At 53.0% G+C, this 21,263-nt stretch carries 19 protein-coding genes and 1 pseudogene; 12 read left to right on the top strand and 8 right to left on the bottom strand.

All coding sequences use genetic code 11. The features are described 5' to 3' along the window. Positions 1-3: 3 nt before the first annotated feature. Complete coding sequence (glyQ, locus tag LDB27_RS00960; RefSeq protein ID WP_001168556.1) at positions 4-915, bottom strand: glycine--tRNA ligase subunit alpha; 912 nt, start codon at positions 913-915, stop codon at positions 4-6. A 138-nt stretch (positions 916-1,053) separates the two neighbouring features. After that, entirely contained in the window at positions 1,054-1,356 is a 303-nt protein-coding gene (locus LDB27_RS00955) for a YsaB family lipoprotein (protein WP_000605592.1), read from the bottom strand. Between the two features lie 165 nt (positions 1,357-1,521). Between LDB27_RS00955 and LDB27_RS00950 the strand changes: the two genes are divergently transcribed. After that, positions 1,522-2,517, top strand: a complete 996-nt coding sequence (locus tag LDB27_RS00950; RefSeq protein WP_001182584.1) for an acyltransferase — start codon at positions 1,522-1,524, stop codon at positions 2,515-2,517. 22 nt (positions 2,518-2,539) lie between these two features. Here the strand turns inward: LDB27_RS00950 and LDB27_RS00945 are convergent, their stop codons facing one another. The 3 genes from LDB27_RS00945 to xylA form a co-directional block, all read right to left on the bottom strand. Then, the gene (locus LDB27_RS00945; RefSeq protein WP_000340932.1) at positions 2,540-2,893 is read right to left on the bottom strand and encodes a YiaA/YiaB family protein; all 354 of its coding nucleotides are present in this window, start codon (positions 2,891-2,893) and stop codon (positions 2,540-2,542) included. A 174-nt stretch (positions 2,894-3,067) separates the two neighbouring features. Then, positions 3,068-4,522, bottom strand: coding sequence for a xylulokinase (xylB, locus tag LDB27_RS00940; RefSeq protein WP_000275320.1), 1,455 nt, complete (start codon positions 4,520-4,522; stop codon positions 3,068-3,070). Positions 4,523-4,621: 99 nt separating this feature from the next. Continuing rightward, the gene (xylA, locus tag LDB27_RS00935; protein WP_001149561.1) at positions 4,622-5,944 is read right to left on the bottom strand and encodes a xylose isomerase; all 1,323 of its coding nucleotides are present in this window, start codon (positions 5,942-5,944) and stop codon (positions 4,622-4,624) included. Between the two features lie 362 nt (positions 5,945-6,306). Between xylA and xylR the strand changes: the two genes are divergently transcribed. Further along, positions 6,307-7,485: a D-xylose utilization transcriptional activator XylR gene (gene xylR, locus LDB27_RS00930; RefSeq protein ID WP_225519907.1), complete on the top strand. Its 1,179-nt coding sequence runs from the start codon at positions 6,307-6,309 to the stop codon at positions 7,483-7,485. 60 nt (positions 7,486-7,545) lie between these two features. On the opposite strand, the gene LDB27_RS00925 is transcribed toward xylR, so the two are convergent. Further along, a complete protein-coding gene (locus LDB27_RS00925; protein ID WP_001562170.1) occupies positions 7,546-8,370 on the bottom strand; it encodes a protein bax in 825 nt (274 codons plus the stop codon). A 315-nt stretch (positions 8,371-8,685) separates the two neighbouring features. Between LDB27_RS00925 and LDB27_RS00920 the strand changes: the two genes are divergently transcribed. Next, positions 8,686-10,713, top strand: coding sequence for an alpha-amylase (locus tag LDB27_RS00920; RefSeq protein WP_000761320.1), 2,028 nt, complete (start codon positions 8,686-8,688; stop codon positions 10,711-10,713). Between the two features lie 173 nt (positions 10,714-10,886). Then, the gene (gene avtA, locus LDB27_RS00915) at positions 10,887-12,137 is read left to right on the top strand and encodes a valine--pyruvate transaminase (RefSeq protein WP_000144384.1); all 1,251 of its coding nucleotides are present in this window, start codon (positions 10,887-10,889) and stop codon (positions 12,135-12,137) included. A 36-nt stretch (positions 12,138-12,173) separates the two neighbouring features. Here avtA and LDB27_RS00910 read toward each other — a convergent pair. Then, positions 12,174-12,646, bottom strand: a pseudogene (locus tag LDB27_RS00910) (4Fe-4S dicluster domain-containing protein). 116 nt (positions 12,647-12,762) lie between these two features. Beyond that, complete coding sequence (gene yiaJ / locus LDB27_RS00905; RefSeq protein WP_225519906.1) at positions 12,763-13,563, bottom strand: IclR family transcriptional regulator YiaJ; 801 nt, start codon at positions 13,561-13,563, stop codon at positions 12,763-12,765. A gap of 229 nt (positions 13,564-13,792) precedes the next feature. On the opposite strand from yiaJ, the gene yiaK reads away from it, so the two are divergent. From yiaK to ulaD, 8 genes are all read left to right on the top strand, one after another. Further along, entirely contained in the window at positions 13,793-14,791 is a 999-nt protein-coding gene (gene yiaK / locus LDB27_RS00900) for a 3-dehydro-L-gulonate 2-dehydrogenase (protein ID WP_000869008.1), read from the top strand. 11 nt (positions 14,792-14,802) lie between these two features. After that, complete coding sequence (locus tag LDB27_RS00895; RefSeq protein WP_000576060.1) at positions 14,803-15,267, top strand: YhcH/YjgK/YiaL family protein; 465 nt, start codon at positions 14,803-14,805, stop codon at positions 15,265-15,267. A 23-nt stretch (positions 15,268-15,290) separates the two neighbouring features. Continuing rightward, complete coding sequence (locus LDB27_RS00890; protein ID WP_000794984.1) at positions 15,291-16,223, top strand: DUF4862 family protein; 933 nt, start codon at positions 15,291-15,293, stop codon at positions 16,221-16,223. 138 nt (positions 16,224-16,361) lie between these two features. After that, entirely contained in the window at positions 16,362-16,835 is a 474-nt protein-coding gene (gene yiaM / locus LDB27_RS00885; RefSeq protein WP_000832316.1) for a 2,3-diketo-L-gulonate TRAP transporter small permease YiaM, read from the top strand. A 2-nt stretch (positions 16,836-16,837) separates the two neighbouring features. Next, entirely contained in the window at positions 16,838-18,115 is a 1,278-nt protein-coding gene (yiaN, locus tag LDB27_RS00880) for a 2,3-diketo-L-gulonate TRAP transporter large permease YiaN (RefSeq protein ID WP_000301822.1), read from the top strand. An 11-nt stretch (positions 18,116-18,126) separates the two neighbouring features. Next, a complete protein-coding gene (gene yiaO, locus LDB27_RS00875; protein ID WP_000766343.1) occupies positions 18,127-19,113 on the top strand; it encodes a 2,3-diketo-L-gulonate TRAP transporter substrate-binding protein YiaO in 987 nt (328 codons plus the stop codon). Positions 19,114-19,116: 3 nt separating this feature from the next. Then, complete coding sequence (locus LDB27_RS00870; RefSeq protein WP_000074077.1) at positions 19,117-20,613, top strand: FGGY-family carbohydrate kinase; 1,497 nt, start codon at positions 19,117-19,119, stop codon at positions 20,611-20,613. After that, positions 20,610-21,260 carry a 3-keto-L-gulonate-6-phosphate decarboxylase UlaD gene (gene ulaD / locus LDB27_RS00865; RefSeq protein WP_225519905.1) on the top strand — a complete coding sequence of 217 codons (651 nt, stop codon included), beginning with the start codon at positions 20,610-20,612 and terminating at the stop codon, positions 21,258-21,260. Before LDB27_RS00870 ends, ulaD begins: the two co-directional genes overlap by 4 nt. Positions 21,261-21,263 lie beyond the last annotated feature (3 nt).

The raw sequence follows: 21,263 nt of genomic DNA, 5'->3' as shown, positions 1-21,263 counted from the left end.
CTCTTACTTGTCTTTGTTGCACATCGGGAAGCCGAGGGCTTCACGGGAAGCATAATAAGCCTCTGCCACTGCTTTGGTCAGGGTGCGAATACGCAAAATGTAGCGCTGACGTTCGGTGACGGAGATAGCTTTACGCGCATCCAGCAGGTTGAAGCTATGGGCGGCTTTCAGAATACGCTCGTAGGCCGGCAGCGGCAGCGGGTTTTCCAGCGCCAGCAGCTGCTGGGCTTCTTTTTCATACTGCTCGAAGCAGGTGAATAAGAAATCCACATCGGCGTATTCAAAGTTATAGGTGGACTGCTCCACTTCGTTTTGATGGAACACGTCACCGTAGGTGGTTTTACCCAGCGGGCCATCGCTCCAGACCAGGTCGTAAACGCTGTCCACGCCCTGGATATACATCGCCAGACGTTCCAGACCGTAGGTGATTTCACCGGTCACCGGCTTGCACTCCAGGCCGCCGACCTGCTGGAAGTAGGTGAACTGCGTCACTTCCATGCCATTCAGCCACACTTCCCAGCCGAGTCCCCAGGCGCCCAGCGTCGGGTTCTCCCAGTTATCTTCCACGAAACGGATGTCGTGAATGGTCGGGTCCATACCCAGCTCTTTCAGAGAACCGAGGTACAGCTCCTGAATATTCTCCGGAGACGGCTTAATCACCACCTGGAACTGATAGTAGTGCTGTAAGCGGTTCGGGTTTTCGCCGTAGCGGCCATCGGTCGGACGACGAGAAGGCTGCACATAGGCAGTCGCCATCGGCTCTGGCCCCAGCGCGCGCAGGCAGGTCATTGGATGAGAAGTTCCCGCGCCGACTTCCATGTCCAATGGTTGAACAATGGTGCAGCCCTGGCGAGCCCAGTAATCCTGTAAGGTCAGGATCAAGCCCTGGAAGGTCCTGGTATCAAACTTTTGCATATTATTTCGTGCTGGATACGTGTGGATTTAAAGGAAGGAGCCAGTATACCCGCTGGATGCGAGATATACAGTATGAAACCGGTTTGTTTAGCGAAAATTGCCGGATTTCGCGGCATCACACCTCACCAGGCGCGGCTTTTACCGCATAGAAAGATGTAAAAACTGCCCATCTGCATCAAAAGAGCAGACAAAACTCTCTTTACGGAAGGTATTACCACGCATCTCATAGCTCCCCTGAAACTGCTCGAAGCCGGTAACAGCAATTTTCTGTGCGCCAGTGTTGTAACGCTGCGCCGCCTGGGCTTTACACAATGCTTCCATATCCAGCGTGCGTGTTGGGCTCACTTTACTCTGCTGGGCTTTTTGCGTCGGTGGCGGTGTCGCTGTGCATCCCACCAGAGCGATGGCTATCATCACAGTACAGAAATACTTCATTATCATTTTTATTACCGTCTGGTTTGCTGGTCAGTCTTATTATTAAGGTTTGTGGGTAGCAGACACATTGTGCGAATCTCCTTACGCCATCACAAGATGTAGCGTAGAAAGTCAGATTTTTCCAGTGAGCCACCGCGCTGGAACTCTATTGAAACGGAAGCTGAGGAACTGATGCAGCCTAAAATTAACTGGATTGATAACCTGCGAGGGATCGCCTGTTTAATGGTAGTGATGATCCATACTACAACGTGGTACATCACCAACGCCCACAGCGTCAGCCCGCTAAACTGGGATATTGCGAATGTCCTGAATTCGGCTTCGCGCGTTAGCGTTCCCCTGTTTTTTATGATTTCAGGCTATCTTTTTTTTGGCGAGCGCTGCGCGCAACCGCGGCATTTTTTACGTATCGCCCTGTGCCTTATCTTTTACAGCGTTGTCGCCCTGGCTTACATTTCACTTTTTACTTCGATCAACGTCGAGCTTTCGCTAAAAAATGTGCTGCAAAAACCCGTGTTTTACCACCTGTGGTTTTTCTTTGCGATTGCGGTGATCTACCTGGTATCGCCATTAATCCAGGTAAAAAACGTGAGCGGCAAAATGCTCCTGACGCTGATGGTGGTCATTGGTATTATTGCTAACCCAAATACTGTGCCGCAAAAAATCGGCGGCGTTGAATGGTTGCCCATCAATCTGTATATCAGCGGCGACACGTTCTACTACATTCTCTACGGTATCCTGGGCCGCGCCATTGGAATGATGGAGACGCAAAAGTCATCGCTGACGCTTATCTGCACTGCCCTGTTCATCATCGCGGTATTTGTTATTTCTCGCGGCACATTGCATGAATTACGCTGGCGCGGAAATTTTGCCGATACCTGGTATCTGTATTGCGGTCCCATGGTGTTTATTTGCGCTGTCTCACTGTTCACGGTAGTTAAAAATAAGCTGAATGCGCGGACGTTACCTGGACTGGGGCTTATCTCCCGCCATTCGTTGGGTATTTATGGTTTCCACGCGCTGATTATCCATGCGCTACGTACTAATGGTCTGGAGTTAAAACGTTGGCCGCCGTTAGACATCGTGTGGGTTTTTGCCGCGACGGTGACAGGAAGCCTGCTACTTTCCATGCTGTTACAGCGTATTGATAAACGGAAATGGGTTAGCTAAACGACAATGATGGCTCCGGCCATCATTCATCATCACTGTAGGAAGCGTAAAGATCGGTTCCATATATACTGACCCCCAGCGCCACCAGACACAGTATTTTCAGCGCGCCCGCCAGCGCCAGGTTAAATACGCCGACCGCGACCATGCCGATGCCAAGCAACAGCAAAGATTTACAACGAGAAAGCAAGCGGTCATTCCCCGTGTGTTCCTGGCGAATTAAGACAGGAAAACCGCACATGACGATTGCCGCAAAAAAATATCCCTTTTCGCTTAATGTATGACAGCCTGGCCACAGTCCCACCAGGTATACCACTGCACCGACGACTAACATTCCCAGGCCGAATATCCGTTTCCTGCGCGCAACGTGATCGTCCATCTCACTCTCCTTGTGGTTGAGTGAGACACATTAAGCGAAGAAATAGCGATGAAAAAGGCGCCTGCTTAGCAATAATATAAAAATCAGAAAACACACATACTTACTTCGATATAATTCAATAGAATCAATATTTACGGGAAATGCCTTTCAGCCAAAACCGAAAGGCATTCTGACTTATGACATCAACGGCAACAGCTGCTGATAGAGTCGACGGAAGGTTTCACGACGTTGTTGATAAACCGCATGACGCTGCGCATCAGGATAATGCGCCTGCTCCAGCGGCAACTGCGGCAATACATCGGCGAGCGGAGTCTGTTTATTCACCGCAATTTGCGCCAGACGCGCCGCGCCCAGCGCTGGTCCCACATCGCCGCCAGTACGATAATCAAGCTGTAGCCCGCTAATATCAGATAGCATCTGACGCCAGTATTCGCTGCGCGCCCCGCCGCCGATAAGCGTCACGCTGGCGGGCTTGACGCCGCAGGCGTGAACCACATCCATGCCATCCGCCAGAGCATATCCCACGCCTTCCAGTACCGCCCGCGCCAGTTCCGCCGGGCCATGCTGATGGGTTAAACCAAAGAAAACGCCTTTTGCCTGCGGATTATTATGCGGCGTGCGCTCGCCGGACAGGTACGGCAAAAACCAGATCGAATCGGCATGCTCATCCGCCTGCTGTGCAGCGGCAATCAGCGCCGGGACGTTCTCCTGCCCGGTGAGTTTAGCCGCCCAGTCCAGACAAGAGGCGGCGCTCAACATCACAGACATTAAATGCCAGCGTTCCGGCAGCGCATGGCAAAAACTGTGTACTGCGCTCTCCGGTTTACTCAGAAAGCCGTCGCTGACGGCAAAATAGACGCCCGATGTTCCAAGTGAGAGCATCGCCTGTCCGGCATCGATCATTCCTACGCCGACCGCGCCAGCCGCATTGTCGCCGCCGCCCGCCACCACAGGTACTGCTGGCATTCCCCATGCGCTGGCTACCTCTGGCAGCAACGTTCCGGTAATGTCACTACCTTCAAATAACGCTGGCATCTGCTGTCGGGTTAAATGACAGGCGTTGAGCATAACGTCGCTCCAGTCGCGCTTTTTCACGTCCAGCCACATCGTTCCCGCCGCATCCGACATATCGCTGGCAAAGACGCCCGTCATTCGCAGCCGTAGAAAATCTTTCGGCAGCAGAACTTTGTCTATCTGGCGGAAAATATCCGGTTCGTGGCGCTGCACCCAGACTAATTTGGGCGCGGTAAAACCGGGCATCATCAGATTACCGGTTATCGCACGCGACTGCGGCACCTGTTTTTCCAGCCAGGCGCACTCTTCGCTACAGCGTCCGTCATTCCATAAAATCGCTGGTCGCAGAACCTGCTGACGGCTATCAAGCAATGTCGCGCCATGCATTTGTCCGGCGATGCCCAACGCCCGGACGCCACTTAACGACTGTTGCCGACCTAAACCTTTAACCGCACGATCCGTCGCCTGCCACCACTGCTCTGGTTCCTGTTCCGACCATAAGGGATGCGGACGCGATACGGTCAGTTTTTCAGTATGCGTAGCCAGCACATCGCCCTGCTCATTCAACAGGATAGCTTTTACACCCGATGTACCAAGATCGATCCCGATATACATAGTGTGGGTTCCTTTACTGAAAGCGCCCGGCAGCGCTACGCTTACCGGGCTAATCACGACTACAGGCCGGGCTAACGCGGAGTCGCCCGGTAGATAGGGTTATTTATCAAACAGATAACGGTTAACCAGATTTTCTAACAGCTCCTGATGACCGCTTTGATGTACTGGCGCCAGATTATGCTGCTCCGCATACTGCGCCAGTTCGCCTAAGGAGAGTTGTCCTTTCAGAATCTGCTGACCCAGCTCGCCATTCCAGCCGGCATAGCGCTTCGCCACGCGTTTATCCAGCTCGCCGTCTTCAACCATACGCGCGGCGATTTTCAGCGACAACGCCATCGTATCCATCGCGCCGATATGACCGTAGAACAGATCGTATTTATCGGTGCTCTGGCGACGAACTTTGGCGTCGAAGTTGAGACCGCCCGTCGTGAATCCGCCCGCTTTCAGGATTTCGTACATCACCAGCGCGTTCTCTTCAACGCTAATCGGGAACTGATCGGTATCCCAGCCCAGTTGCGCATCGCCGCGGTTGGCGTCAACGGAGCCAAAAATACCCAGCGCGATAGCGGTCGCGATTTCATGGTGGAACGAATGACCCGCCAGCGTCGCGTGGTTCGCCTCAATGTTCACTTTGATCTCTTTTTCCAGGCCGAACTGTTTGAGGAAGCCATAGACCGTTGCAACGTCATAATCATACTGATGTTTTGTCGGTTCCTGCGGTTTCGGTTCAATCAGCAGCGTGCCCTGGAAACCCATTTTATGTTTGTGCTCGACCACCATTTGCATAAAGCGGCCAATCTGTTCGCGTTCCTGGCGCAGATCGGTATTCAGCAACGTTTCATAACCTTCGCGCCCGCCCCACAGGACGTAATTTTCGCCGCCCAGTTTATGCGTGGCGTTCATTGCCGTAACCACTTGCGTCGCTGCCCAGCTAAAGACCTCCGGGTCCGGGTTAGTGGCGGCGCCTGCGCCATAGCGCGGGTTGGTAAAGCAGTTCGCTGTTCCCCACAGCAGTTTTACGCCGCTCTGCTCCTGTTTCGCCGCCAGCACATCCACCATCTGCGCGAAGTTGTTTTTATATTCTTTCAACGACGCGCCTTCCGGCGACACATCCACGTCATGGAAGCAATAAAAAGGCACATTCAGTTTGTGGAAAAATTCAAACGCCACGTCCGCTTTGCGTTTCGCCAGCTCCAGCGCTTCGCCCGGTTGCTGCCACGGACGATTAAACGCGCCTACACCAAACATATCCGCGCCGTTCCAGCAGAAGGTATGCCAGTAACAGGCCGCGAAACGCAGGTGATCTTCCATACGTTTACCTAAAACCAGCTCGTCGGGATTGTAATGACGAAATGCCAGCGGGTTAGTCGATTGAGGGCCTTCATAGCGAACACGATCGAGTTGGTCAAAATAAGCCTGCATAGTGAGCTCCATAATCAGATAAGACGGCAAGTAAACGACATAACGTCATACTGGAATTTCCTGATTTATTGCTCAATTACGTTATTTCACACCGCTATTAAGAGAATCCCCAAATGTGCTCTGGCTCTCAAAAAAACGCTGAAAACCACAGAAGAAAAAAGCGATCGCGATCGAATCCTGGAAAATAAACAAAAAACCGTAATATACAGATAAGAAATGACAATTGTCATCCGCCGTTTGCTGTGATGAATTTCGCATAACGTTTCAGGCGCAAAATAATTTGTCATCATTCGCCAGACCGTTATGTCAGCCGTTTTGATAGTATCCATGAGTCCAGGTTCACTTTTGCAGGATATATCCTCATGTTTGATAAACGTCACCGCATCACTCTGTTATTTAACGCGAATAAAGCCTATGACCGTCAGGTAGTGGAGGGGGTGGGTGAATATTTACAAGCCTCGCAATCCGAATGGGATATATTTATTGAGGAAGATTTCCGTGCCCGTATCGATAACATTAAAGAGTGGTTAGGCGACGGCGTTATTGCCGATTACGATGATGACGATATCGCGCAATTATTGGCCGATGTCGACGTACCCATTGTCGGGGTCGGCGGTTCTTACCATCTTGCTGAAAATTATCCCGCCGTTCATTACATCGCCACCGATAATCATGCGCTCGTTGAAAGCGCTTTCCTGCATTTAAAAGAAAAAGGCGTTAACCGCTTCGCGTTTTACGGTTTGCCCGACTCCAGCCGCAAACATTGGGCGGCGGAACGGGAATACGCCTTTCGCCAGCTGGTCGCCGAGGAAAAATACCGCGGCGTAGTCTATCAGGGGCTGGAAACCGCGCCGGAAAACTGGCAGCACGCGCAAAATCGCCTCGCCGACTGGCTTCAGACGCTGCCGCCGCAAACCGGCATCATTGCCGTAACGGATGCCCGCGCCCGTCACGTATTGCAGGCCTGTGAACACCTGCATATTCCGGTGCCGGAAAAACTTTGCGTTATCGGTATTGATAACGAAGAGTTAACCCGTTATCTGTCGCGCGTCGCGCTTTCCTCCGTCGCGCAGGGGGCGCGGCAAATGGGCTATCAGGCGGCGAAGCTGCTGCACCGTTTGCTGGCGCGCGAAGAGATGCCGTTACAGCGCATTCTGGTGCCGCCGGTGCGCGTCATTGCGCGCCGCTCGACAGACTATCGCTCCCTGACCGATCCGGCGGTTATCCAGGCGATGCACTTTATTCGTAACCATGCCTGTAAGGGCATTAAAGTCGAGCAGGTGCTGGATGCGGTTGGGATTTCACGTTCAAACCTGGAAAAACGTTTTAAGGAAGAAGTTGGCGAGACGATACATTCGCTGATCCACGCCGAAAAGCTGGAAAAAGCGCGTAGTTTGTTGATTTCTACCACGTTGGCGATAAACGAAATTTCGCAAATGTGCGGCTACCCGTCACTGCAATATTTCTATTCGGTGTTTAAAAAGGAGTACGTCACTACGCCTAAGGAGTATCGCGACCAGCATAGTGAAGCGTTGTTGTAGTTTATCCAGCCTACAGATGCCTTGTAAGCCGGATAGCGTAGCGCCATCCGGCACACAGAATTACATATGCGCGGCGATCAGACGCTGGTTGTCCTGGTACATCGCGAACAAGTAGTTGTTATAGCGCGACCCCTGGGTAGAGTAACCCTTCAGCTTATGAATCATCGCCGTGGCGGTGACTTCCTGATCCGCCTTACGCAGTTGGGCGCGCGACTTGCGGAAAGAAGAATAAGCCGGATGCGTGTTCAGGTTGGCGACATACGCGCTCACCGACTCCTCAACCGACGCGAATTGCGAGTAACCTTTCACCTTACCCGGCGTATTGGTACAACGCCCTTTCGTACACTTCATGCCGAACAGGTTATTGTTGCTACGCGCCAGTTTAGAGGTTCCCCAGCCGCTTTCCGCCGCCGCCATCGTCGCCACCATGCTGGTTGGGATAATGTCGACGCGCTCCAGCAACGTATTCCACGGAATACGACGCGTGTTGCCGGACCAGCTCACTTTATAGCGCTTCGCGATATCTTTCATACGCGCGCGCTCAGACGGCGACCAGCGGTTCTGGTACTGTTTTGAGATCAGCCAATTACGGTCCGCGGTAATCGCGGCATTTTGGCTGGTGATGTAAGGCATAACGGTCCGGAGAAACGCTTTTTTTCTGGGGGTTCCGGAAGGGTATTTTCGCAAATCAGGAAGTGAACTGCTCTTTGCACTATTGCGAGAATACTCTTGTTTACTGCTAACCTGTTTATAACTTTTCTCGGTTATGTGGGACTTTTGACTCGTTTGTGTTGCGTGCGTCTTTGCCAGCACCTCACCCGAAAATGCGATGGTGAGTAACATAAGAATCATTGCCCCATATCGTCGCATGGGAGTCAATATCATTAGGTCTCCTGGTCGGATTGATACATTCCAACACCTTTTATTTTTCACGAAGTTAAGGTTTGAACCCCAAATTCTAGCAAAAATAGGCTTAAAAAGCACCTCAGGGAATAGTCTTAATCCGAAACTATGTCAACTATTAACGATAACAGACAGCAATAATGCCAATAAAATGTGGCGCTTATCGCAAATAGAGGCGTTTTTTTGCGCCTCGTCGCTCACCCTCGCGCCTCCTCCTGCGCGACTCTCTGCGGGGGAGGAGTTCATTCGCCTAAAAACCAGGCAAGCTGATGAATATTGCCCACAAAGGATAGCGTGATGAAACTTGCCGCCTTCGCTCTGACGCTGATACCCGGTATCGCGATCGCCTCATCATGGACCTCGCCCGGTTTTCCGACGTTCTCGACGCAGGAAACCGGACGCTTTACCAGCCATGCTGCATTAACAAAAGGTACACGCGCGTTAACGCTCCATATTGACCAGCAGTGCTGGCAGCCCTCCGGCGCCATAAAACTCAACCAGATGTTGTCGTTAAAACCCTGCGAAGGCGCGCCGCCGCAATGGCGTTTGTTTAAAGATGGCGACTATACAATAACGGTAGATACCCGCTCCGGTACGCCGACCCTGTTGTTATCGATAAAAACTGAACCTGAACGCACCACACAGCTCACCTACCAGTGTCCCGTCTGGGATGGTTCGCCGCTCACGCTGGATGTTAGCCAGACCTTTCCGGAAGGGACGGTAGTGCGCGATTATTACAGTGGTCAAACCGATACCGTCCAAAACGGGCAAATCACGCTGCAACCTGCCGACAGCCACGGGCTTTTATTGCTGGAACGCGCGGAAACCCATGCATCAGCGCCTTTTAACTGGCGCAACGCCACCGTTTATTTTGTGCTTACGGATCGCTTTCGCAATGGCGATCCAACCAACGACCACAGCTATGGTCGCCATAAGGATGGTATGCAAGAGATTGGCACTTTCCACGGCGGCGATTTGCGCGGGTTGACGAGTCAACTGGACTATCTACAGCAATTAGGCGTGAACGCCTTGTGGATAAGCTCGCCGTTTGAACAGATCCACGGCTGGGTCGGCGGCGGGACAAAAGGCGATTTTCCTCATTACGCCTATCACGGCTATTACACTCAGGACTGGACGACGCTGGATGCCAATATGGGCAGCGAAGCCGATCTCCGCGCGCTGGTCGACGGCGCGCACCAGCGCGGCATCCGTATTTTATTTGACGTAGTAATGAATCATGCCGGTTACGCCACGCTGGCGGATATGCAGGAGTATCAGTTCGGCGCGCTCTATTTATCCGGCGCGGAACGGCAAAAAATTCTCGGCGATCGCTGGACAAACTGGCGACCCGCCGCCGGACAAAGCTGGCACAGCTTTAACGACTACATCAACTTCAGCGACAGCGCCGCCTGGGAAAAATGGTGGGGGAAAAAGTGGATTCGTACCGATATTGGCGACTACGACAGTCCGGGATTTGACGATTTAACCCTGTCGCTGGCCTTTCTGCCGGATATAAAAACGGAATCTACCACGCCTTCCGGCCTACCCGCGTTCTATGCCAACAAACCCGATACTAAAGCAAAGTTCATTGAAGGCTATACGCCACGGGATTATCTGACTCACTGGTTAAGCCAGTGGGTGCATGATTACGGCATTGACGGGTTCCGGGTCGATACTGCCAAAAATGTTGAGCTTCCTGCCTGGCAACAGCTAAAAACCCAGGCCAGCGCGGCATTACGCGAGTGGAAGCAGGCCAATCCGGACAAAGCGCTGGATGATAGCCCGTTCTGGATGACTGGCGAAGCGTGGGGCCACGGCGTCATGAAAAGTGACTATTATCGCTATGGTTTCGACGCGATGATCAATTTTGATTATCAGGAGCAGGCCGCGAAAGCGGTCGATTGCCTGGCGGAAATGGGGCCAGTCTGGCAGCAGATGGCGGATAAAATGCAGGATTTCAACGTATTAAGTTACCTCTCCTCGCATGATACGCGCCTTTTCCGTGAGGGCGGTGATAAGGCGGCGGAACTGCTGCTGCTTTCGCCGGGCGCGGTGCAGATCTTTTACGGCGATGAATCCGCTCGTCCCTTCGGCCCCACCGGCTCCGACCCCCTGCAAGGCACCCGTTCAGATATGAACTGGCAGGACGTGAGCGGAAAGTCAGCCGCAGCCGTCGCGCACTGGCAGCGTATTAGCCAGTTCCGCGCCAGACATCCCGCCATCGGCGCAGGCCAACAAACCACGCTGACGCTAAAACACGGGTACGGTTTTGTACGCCAGTACGGCGACGATACGGTGATGGTCGTCTGGGCAGGCCGCCGCTAATCATGGCGCTACCGGTCCCCTCGCGTACCGGTAGCCCCTTCAAAATAAAAAACTAACCTGATAAAAATTTGTAGCATAAAACATCAATACTACCGCCTGACCCCCATTTGCGCCCCGCCATTTGTAGCGTTATGGTTATCCACTTTGACAGACAGTTCGATAGATCACCCGTTATGACATTTTCACTTTTCGGCGATAAATTTACCCGCCATTCAGGCATTACCCGCCTGATGGAGGATCTCAACGACGGCTTACGCACGCCAGGCGCCATCATGCTTGGCGGCGGTAACCCGGCACACATCCCTGCAATGCAGGATTATTTCCAGACGCTACTGACAGAGATGGTAGAAAGCGGCAAAGCCGCTGATGCGCTTTGTAATTATGACGGTCCCCAGGGAAAAACGGCGCTACTGAATGCACTGGCCGTACTGCTACGTGAAACGCTGGGATGGGATATCGAACCACAGAATATTGCGCTGACAAATGGCAGTCAGAGCGCGTTTTTCTACTTATTTAATCTCTTCGCCGGACGTCGCGCCGACGGCAGTACGAAAAAGGTACTATTCCCGCTTGCGCCGGAATACATCGGCTATGCGGATTCCGGTCTGGAAGACGACCTCTTCGTTTCGGCGCGCCCGAATATTGAACTGCTGCCGGAAGGCCAGTTTAAGTATCACGTCGATTTTGAGCATCTGCACATCGGCGAAGAAACGGGGATGATTTGCGTCTCGCGCCCGACCAACCCAACCGGTAACGTTATCACCGACGAAGAGCTGATGAAGCTGGACAGACTGGCGAATCAGCACAACATCCCACTGGTGATTGATAACGCTTATGGCGTACCGTTTCCGGGCATTATCTTTAGCGAGGCGCGCCCGCTGTGGAACCCCAATATTATCCTATGCATGAGCCTCTCAAAGCTGGGGCTGCCCGGCTCCCGCTGCGGGATTATCATCGCCAATGATAAGACGATTACCGCCATTGCCAACATGAACGGCATCATCAGCCTTGCGCCCGGCGGCATGGGTCCGGCGATGATGTGCGAAATGATTAAGCGTAACGATCTGCTGCGGCTGTCGGAAACGGTTATCAAACCTTTCTACTATCAGCGCGTTCAACAGACGATCGCGATCATTCGTCGCTATTTATCCGAAGAACGCTGCCTGATTCATAAACCGGAAGGCGCAATATTTTTGTGGCTGTGGTTTAAAGATCTGCCGATTACCACCGAGCTACTCTATCAACGCTTGAAAGCGCGCGGCGTGCTGATGGTGCCGGGCCACTATTTCTTTCCCGGACTGGATAAACCCTGGCCGCACACACACCAATGTATGCGGATGAACTACGTGCCTGAACCGGATAAAATCGAGGCGGGCGTAAAAATTCTGGCAGAAGAGATTGAACGCGCCTGGCGTGAAGGCTGACGGTTATTCCGGCCATCATGCAGGCCGGAACGACGTTCAGAAAGGTTGAGAATAGAGGCGCTGGCGCTGCACGTGTGCTGCGTCAACGCACTGTAACGCACTGGTCGGGCAGGCTTCCACGCACGCCGGCCCCGCTTCCCGATGCCAGCAAAGATCGCATTTAATCGCCTGCGCGCCTGACGTGGACGCCACCACGGTCATCGCGCCAAACGGGCAAGCCAGCATACAGCTTTTACAACCAATGCAGCGCGAGGCGTCACGAAGATATGCCCCCGATCACGTCGAAGCGCCTGTACCGGGCAGACATTCGCGCACGGCGCGTCCTCACACTGATGGCAGACCGTGGCCGTGGTGAAGCTATCCTCTTTTATCACCCGGATACGCGGCACAAAGTCCGCCGTCGTCACCGCCGCGCTATTCTGCTGTTCCTGGTGCGACACCACGCAGGCGACCTCGCAGGTACGACACCCGATACACGCCGACGCATCCGCCATAATAAACCGGTTCATTGTTCTCCCCCTGCGTTAAAACGCCAGAATGCCAGAGAGCCATTCCCCGCCGCTTTGATCCCACTACGCAAACGGACAAATTTTGTCAGATGCCTGATAAAACCTGGTGAGCTGTCTTATTCGCGAACGGTAAATCCCAGCTCATTAGAGATAGCCTGTGCGGTTTCACGCAACGGTTTGAGCAGATTTTTATCGCCGATCTGTTTTAGCCGTGACGTCGACAGTGAAATAGAAATGGCGTAAGGCACCCGATGGTGAATATCAAACACAGGCACAGCAATACAGGAAACGCCCAGTTCATTTTCTTCGCGATCCATTGCCATGCTGGTTTCACGAATTTGCGCCAGCTCATCGTACATTGCTGGTAAATCGGTAATGGTGTTGCGAGTCAGCAGCTGGATCTGATCTTTATGGCTTTCCCAGTAAGACGCCACATAATCCGGCTGACCAAACGCCATATAAATTTTCCCCATCGCCGAGCAGTACAGCGGCATATGCTGGCCAATGTAGGCACGCGTGCGCAGCATACCGGTGGTCGGTTCCAGCTTATAAATCAGGATAGCGTGATCATCTTCACGGCTGGAAAAATTCACCGTCTCGCCGGTGGTCAGGTTGAGCGCCTCAAGGTGCGGTGCCGCAACGTGGATGATATTCAGCGATGACAGGGCTTTTTGGCCGACGGCAATAAACTTTGTCGTCAGACGGTAGCTCCCGGCCGCCGGCGCTGGCGTCACGTATCCGCAGGATTGAAGCCCCTGCAACAAACGATGGACGGTGCTCTTGTTCAACCCCGCCAGCTCCGACAGGTGCGCCAGTGGGCAACCGTTCGGGTAGTTACTCAAAATTTCTATCAACATCAGGCCACGAAACAGGCTCTGACTCCCCGCAGGCTTCTCTTTATCGTTGTTCTGGCTCATCAGAAAACTCTCTCCTTTCTTGGGCGATCAGATGGTAGCTCAAAGTGTGTTGCAGTTCACGATATCAGCATAAAAAACATAACCCGATGATTTTAATCGTTTTTAAAAACCTTCTCTGGCGTTGCCATGTCAATTTTTGATCTATATATTTGGAACTACATTTCGTATTATGAAATTTATCGACAAAAAAACATACTAAAATTTCTAACAATCGACCAGGAGAACAGGGATGAAAGTAACTTTCGAAGAGTTAAAAGGGGCCTTCTACCGCGTCTTGCGGTCGCGGAATATTGCGGAAGATACCGCCGACGCCTGCGCGGAAATGTTCGCTCGCACCACCGAGTCCGGTGTCTATTCCCACGGCGTGAACCGCTTTCCCCGCTTCATTCAGCAACTAGATAACGGCGACATTATTCCTGATGCTAAACCGCAGCGGGTTACCAGCCTCGGCGCCATCGAACAGTGGGATGCTCAGCGCGCTATCGGCAACCTGACGGCGAAAAAGATGATGGACCGGGCCATCGAGCTGGCTTCCGATCATGGTATTGGCCTGGTGGCGTTACGTAATGCTAACCACTGGATGCGCGGCGGCAGCTACGGCTGGCAGGCGGCGGAAAAAGGCTATATCGGCATTTGCTGGACCAACTCCATCGCCGTCATGCCGCCGTGGGGCGCGAAAGAGTGCCGTATCGGTACCAATCCGTTGATCGTCGCCATCCCGTCTACGCCGATCACTATGGTAGATATGTCGATGTCGATGTTCTCTTACGGCATGCTGGAGGTTAACCGCCTGGCCGGCCGCGAACTGCCGGTGGACGGCGGTTTCGACGATAACGGTCAGTTGACCAAAGAACCGGGCGTTATCGAGAAAAATCGCCGCATTTTACCGATGGGTTACTGGAAAGGATCTGGTCTGTCGATTGTGCTGGACATGATTGCCACCCTGCTTTCCAACGGCTCTTCCGTTGCCGAAGTGACCCAGGAAAACAGCGATGAATATGGCGTTTCGCAGATCTTCATCGCCATAGAAGTGGATAAGCTGATCGATGGCGCAACCCGCGATGCCAAACTGCAGCGGATTATGGATTTCATCACCACCGCTGAACGTGCTGACGACAACGTCGCGATTCGGCTGCCCGGCCACGAATTTACCAAATTGCTGGATGACAACCGCCGTCACGGTATCACCATTGACGACAGCGTCTGGGCCAAAATTCAGGCGCTGTAAGGAGCCACATCATGATTTTTGGACATATCGCGCAGCCAAATCCATGTCATTTGCCAGCCGCGATCGAGAAAGCGCTTCACTTTTTACGTACCACCGACTTTCGCACGCTGGAACCCGGCGTAGTGGAAATCGACGGCAAAAATATCTTCGCGCAGATTATCGATATGACCACCCGCGATGCTGCTGAAAATCGTCCGGAAGTCCATCGCCGCTATCTGGATATTCAGTTTCTGGCATGGGGCGAAGAGAAAATTGGGGTTGCCATTGATACCGGTAATAATCGAATCAGCGAGTCATTATTAGAACAGCGCGATATTATTTTTTATCACGACAGTGAACATGAATCATTCATTGAAATGATACCGGGAAGTTATGCCCTGTTTTTCCCGCAGGATGTTCATCGTCCAGGTTGTAATAAAAACATTGCTACGCCGATACGGAAAATAGTCGTAAAAGTCGCCATAGACGTTTTATAAAATAGAGTTTACTGGAGCACAAAATGAAAAATAATACCGGTTATATTATCGGTGCGTACCCTTGTGCACCCTCATTTCACCAGAAGAGTGAAGAGGAAGAGACGGAATTCTGGCGGCAACTCTCTGATACTCCGGATATCCGGGGGCTGGAGCAGCCTTGTCTTGAACATCTTCACCCGCTCGGCGACGAGTGGTTATTGCGCCATACACCGGGAAACTGGCAAATCGTGGTCACCGCGATAATGGAAACCATGCGCCGCCGTAGCGAAAACGGTGGTTTTGGATTAGCGTCCAGTGACGAGGAGCAGCGTAAAGCCTGCGTGGAATACTACCGTCATCTTTATCAGAAGATAAATAAACTCAATGCGAAAACCCCCGGCAAAGTCATAGCCCTTGAGCTTCATGCCGCCCCACTGGCGGGCAATCCGAACGTGGCGCAGGCAACCGACGCCTTTGCGCGCTCATTAAAAGAGATTGCCAACTGGGACTGGTCCTGCGACCTGGTGCTTGAACACTGCGACGCGATGACCGGCCCCGCACCGCGCAAAGGATTCTTACCGTTAGTAAACGTACTGGAAACTATTGCCGACTATGACATAAGCGTCTGCATTAACTGGGCGCGCTCGGCTATTGAAGGGCGGGATACCTCTCTACCGCTGATCCACACGCAGCAGGCCAAACAGGCTGGAAAACTCGGGGCGCTGATGTTCTCCGGTACAACGCTGGATGGAGAATACGGCGAATGGCAGGACCTCCATGCTCCGTTTGCACCTTTCTGTCCACAAAGCCTGATGACGGAGAAACATGTTAAAGAACTCATTACCGCCGCAGCTCCCGAACTGTTGCAGTTTACCGGTATTAAATTGTTGGAAATCAATGCCAGCGCCGATATTAATCACCGCATAAATATATTACGCGATGGTATTAACATGATGAAAAAGGCCACAAGCCGCTAACCTGAATTAAACATAATCACCTTAATTCTCGGCCTGCAACTCAACGTTGCGCCGACCTAATATAAACCAAACATAAGAAATTAAGTTCCACTATTCAGCATCGAAAGAAATAAGTTTCTATAACCTGATGGAGTCGTTATGAAGCGGGTACTTGAGGGCATACTTGCGGTATTAATTGCCGTACTTTCCTGCATTGTATTTATTAACGTTATTTTACGTTACGGTTTTGAGAGCAGTATTTTGTCGGTAGATGAACTATCACGTTATCTATTTGTATGGCTGACGTTTATTGGCGCCATCGTTGCATTTATGGATAACGCTCACGTTCAGGTTACTTTTGTGGTGGAAAAACTTTCGCCAGCGAATCAGCGTCGACTCTCGCTGCTGACGCATTCGCTGATTTTATTGTTATGCCTCGCATTAGGCTGGGGCAGCCTGCAAAAAGCGTTGCAGGACTGGAGCGATCACTCGCCAATCCTCGGTTTACCGATCGGCCTGATGTATATCGCCTGTCTGCCCACAAGCGTTGCCATCGCGTTAATCGAGCTGCGTCGGCTTTATCACTTAATAACGCGTAACGATTCCTTTCAACAACCACAGCAAGGAGCCTAATCATGGCCGTGGTGATATTTCTCTGCTGCCTGCTCGGCGGGATCGCGATAGGTTTACCCATCGCCTGGTCGCTGCTGCTTTGCGGCGCTGCTCTGATGGCATACCTGGATATGTTTGACGTGCAGATTATGGCGCAAACCCTGGTTAACGGCGCGGACAGTTTCTCCCTGCTGGCCATTCCCTTTTTTGTTTTGGCCGGTGAAATCATGAACGCGGGCGGCCTGTCAAAGCGAATTGTCGACCTGCCGATGAAGCTGGTCGGCCATAAGCCCGGCGGCCTGGGCTACGTGGGCGTCATTGCGGCAATGATTATGGCCAGCCTTTCCGGCTCTGCGGTAGCAGATACCGCTGCGGTCGCCGCGCTGCTGGTGCCGATGATGCGCTCCGCAAACTATCCGATCAACCGCTCCGTTGGGTTAATCGCTTCCGGCGGGATCATTGCGCCAATTATTCCGCCCTCGATTCCTTTTATTATCTTCGGCGTTTCCAGCGGCTTGTCGATCAGCAAGCTGTTTATGGCCGGGATCGCACCGGGCATCATGATGGGCGCGGCGCTTATGCTCACCTGGTGGTGGCAGGCCGGGCGATTAAATCTCCCTTCTCAGCCTAAAGCAACACCGCGTGAAATCTGGCAATCATTGGTTTCAGGTATCTGGGCGCTGTTTCTACCGGTGATTATTATCGGCGGCTTCCGTTCCGGACTTTTCACGCCAACGGAGGCAGGGGCGGTCGCCGCGTTTTACGCCCTCTTTGTCGCCGTAGTTATCTATCGGGAATTAACGTTTTCCAGTCTCTACCACGTGCTGGTCAATGCCGCCAAAACGACGTCAGTCGTCATGTTTCTGGTGGCCGCGGCCCAGGTATCCGCCTGGCTGATTACGATCGCGGAATTACCCATGATGGTGTCAGATTTGCTGCAGCCGCTGGTCGACTCTCCGCGACTCTTATTTATCGTCATTATGATCTCAATTATGGTCGTCGGTATGGTGATGGACTTAACGCCAACGGTGTTAATTCTTACCCCTGTATTATTGCCATTAGTTAAAGAAGCCAATATTGATCCGATTTATTTCGGCGTCATGTTCATTATTAACTGCTCTATTGGATTAATCACACCGCCCGTTGGCAACGTCCTCAACGTTATTTCCGGGGTAGCAAAATTGAAATTTGATGACGCGGTAAGAGGCGTATTCCCTTACGTTGTCGTACTGATGTCGCTGCTGGTTTTATTTATTTTTATTCCCGAGCTAATTATCACACCGCTTAAATGGATTAATTAAAGGATAATATTATGAAATTACACGTTATTGCTCGTTCATTATTGATAGCTGGTCTGACGGTTTTCAGCGTGTCGTCTCTGGCGGCGCAATCTTTACGTTTTGGTTATGAAACACCGCAAACTGACTCCCAACATATTGCCGCGAAAAAATTTAACGAACTATTAAAAGAAAAAACTAACGGCGAATTAACGCTAAAACTCTTTCCTGACAGCACATTAGGTAACGCCCAGGCAATGATCAGCGGGGTGCGCGGCGGAACCATTGATATGGAAATGTCCGGTTCGAACAATTTCACCGGCCTGGCCCCTGTATTCAACTTACTTGATGTCCCCTTCCTGTTTCGCGATACCGCGCATGCGCATAAAACGCTCGACGGCAAAGTCGGCAATGAACTGAAAAAATCACTCGATTCAAAAGGGTTAAAAGTCCTCGCCTACTGGGAAAACGGCTGGCGCGACGTCACCAACTCCCGCGCGCCGGTAAAAACGCCGGGCGATTTGAAAGGCTTAAAAATCCGCACTAACAACAGCCCAATGAATATCGCGGCCTTTAAAATCTTCGGCGCGAACCCTATTCCGATGCCATTCTCCGAAGTCTATACCGGCCTCGAAACCCGTACGATTGATGCCCAGGAACACCCTATCAACGTCGTGTGGTCAGCGAAATTCTATGAGGTACAGAAATACCTCTCCCTCACTCATCACGCCTATTCGCCTCTGCTGCTGGTAATCAATAAAGCCAAATTCGACGCTTTAAGCCCGCAGTTCCAGGAGGCACTGCTGAGTTCCGCCAAAGAAGCGGGTGACTATCAGCGCAAACTGGTCGCCGAAGATCAGCAAAAAATTATCGATGGCATGAAAGAAGCCGGAGTTGAAGTCCTGACCGACATCGACCGTAAAGCCTTCAGCGATGCGCTGGGCAGCCAGGTGCGCGATATGTTCCTGAAAGACAACCCGCAGGGCGCCGATCTCCTGAAAGCCGTGGACGAGGTGCAATAAGTCATGAGCAATTACTGGCTGGGGTTAGATTGTGGTGGGAGTTGGCTAAAAGCCGGGTTGTACGATGGCGCAGGCCGGGAAGTAGCGGTGCAACGCCTGCCGCTACACGCTTTAAGCCCGCAGCCAGGCTGGGTTGAACGCGATATGACCGAACTGTGGCAACAGTGCGGCTCGGTCATCAACAAACTGCTGACGCACACGGGGGTGAGCGGCTCACAAATCCGCGGTCTGGGCATTTCCGCTCAGGGTAAGGGCCTGTTTCTGTTAGATAAAAGCGATCGGCCATTAGGTAAAGCGATACTCTCTTCCGACCGTCGCGCCATGGAAATTGTCCAGCGCTGGCAAAAAGAAGCGGTTCCGCAAAAACTCTACCCGCTGACCCGGCAAACCCTGTGGACCGGACATCCGGTCTCCCTTTTACGCTGGGTAAAAGAGAATGAGCCGCAGCGCTACGCGCAGATAGGCAGCGTCATGATGACGCATGACTATCTGCGCTGGTGCTTAACCGGCGTGAAGGGCTGCGAAGAGAGCAACATCTCCGAGTCCAACCTCTACAACATGGCGACGGGCCAGTACGACTCACGTCTGACCGAGTGGCTGGGCATCAGTGAAATCGATAGCGCGCTGCCCCCCGTGGTGGGTTCAGCCGAAATATGCGGGGAGATCACCGCTCAGGCGGCCGCCATCACCGGTCTGGCGGCGGGTACCCCCGTCGTCGGCGGCCTGTTTGACGTGGTTTCCACCGCCCTTTGCGCCGGTATTGAGGATGAATCAACGCTCAATGCGGTGATGGGGACCTGGGCCGTCACCAGCGGCATCGCTCACGGTCTGCGCGACCATGAGGCCCACCCTTACGTCTATGGCCGCTACGTCAATGACGGGCAGTATATCGTTCACGAAGCCAGCCCGACCTCCTCCGGCAACCTTGAATGGTTTACCGCCCAGTGGGGCGACCTCTCTTTTGACGAGATCAATCAGGCGGTCGCCAGCCTGCCGAAAGCCGGTAGCGACCTCTTTTTTCTGCCGTTTCTCTACGGCAGCAATGCCGGACTGGAGATGACCTGCGGTTTTTACGGCATGCAGGCGCTGCACACCCGCGCGCACCTGCTGCAGGCGATTTATGAAGGCGTGGTCTTCAGCCATATGACCCACCTCAACCGCATGCGTGAACGTTTTACCGACGTTTGCGCCCTGCGCGTTACCGGCGGACCGGCCCACTCCGACGTCTGGATGCAGATGCTGGCGGACGTCAGCGGTTTACGCATTGAACTGCCGCAGGTGGAGGAGACCGGCTGCTTCGGCGCGGCGCTGGCTGCCCGCGTCGGCACTGGCGTATATCGCGATTTCCGCGAGGCCCAACGCGACCTGCAGCACCCGGTGCGCACGCTGCTGCCGGACATGACCGCACACGCCCTCTACCAGCGCAAATACCGCCAATACCAGGATTTGATTGAAGCACTACAGGGCTATCACGCCCGTATTAAGGAGCACGCATTATGAGCCGACCATTACTGCAACTGGCGCTCGACCACACCAGTCTGGAAGCAGCCCAACGCGATGTCGCCCTACTACAGGATCATGTCGATATCGTTGAGGCCGGAACCATCCTTTGTTTAACCGAAGGCCTTAGCGCGGTGAAAGCCCTGCGAGCGCAGTGCCCGGAAAAAATCATCGTCGCCGACTGGAAAGTGGCCGATGCCGGTGAAACCCTGGCGCAGCAGGCTTTTGGCGCTGGCGCCAACTGGATGACCATCATCTGCGCCGCGCCGCTCGCCACGGTCGAGAAAGGCCATGCCGTCGCGCAATCCTGCGGCGGTGAAATCCAAATGGAACTGTTCGGCAACTGGACGCTGGACGACGCCCGAGACTGGTATCGCGTCGGGGTTCGCCAGGCGATTTACCACCGCGGACGCGATGCGCAGGCCAGCGGGCAGCAGTGGGGAGAGGCGGACCTGACGCGTATGAAAGCGTTGTCCGACATCGGCCTTAAGCTGTCAATTACCGGTGGTATTACCCCGGCCGATCTACCGCTGTTCCGCGACATTAACGTTAAGGCATTTATCGCCGGACGCGCGCTGGCAGGTGCCGCCCATCCGGCGCAGGTCGCCGCCGAATTCCACGCCCAAATTGACGCCATCTGGGGATAACAA

Origin of the sequence: Salmonella sp. JXY0409-18, assembly GCF_020268625.1 — a bacterium.
GTDB lineage: Bacteria > Pseudomonadota > Gammaproteobacteria > Enterobacterales > Enterobacteriaceae > Salmonella > Salmonella enterica.
This window is presented reverse-complemented; position numbering and strand designations above follow the sequence as displayed.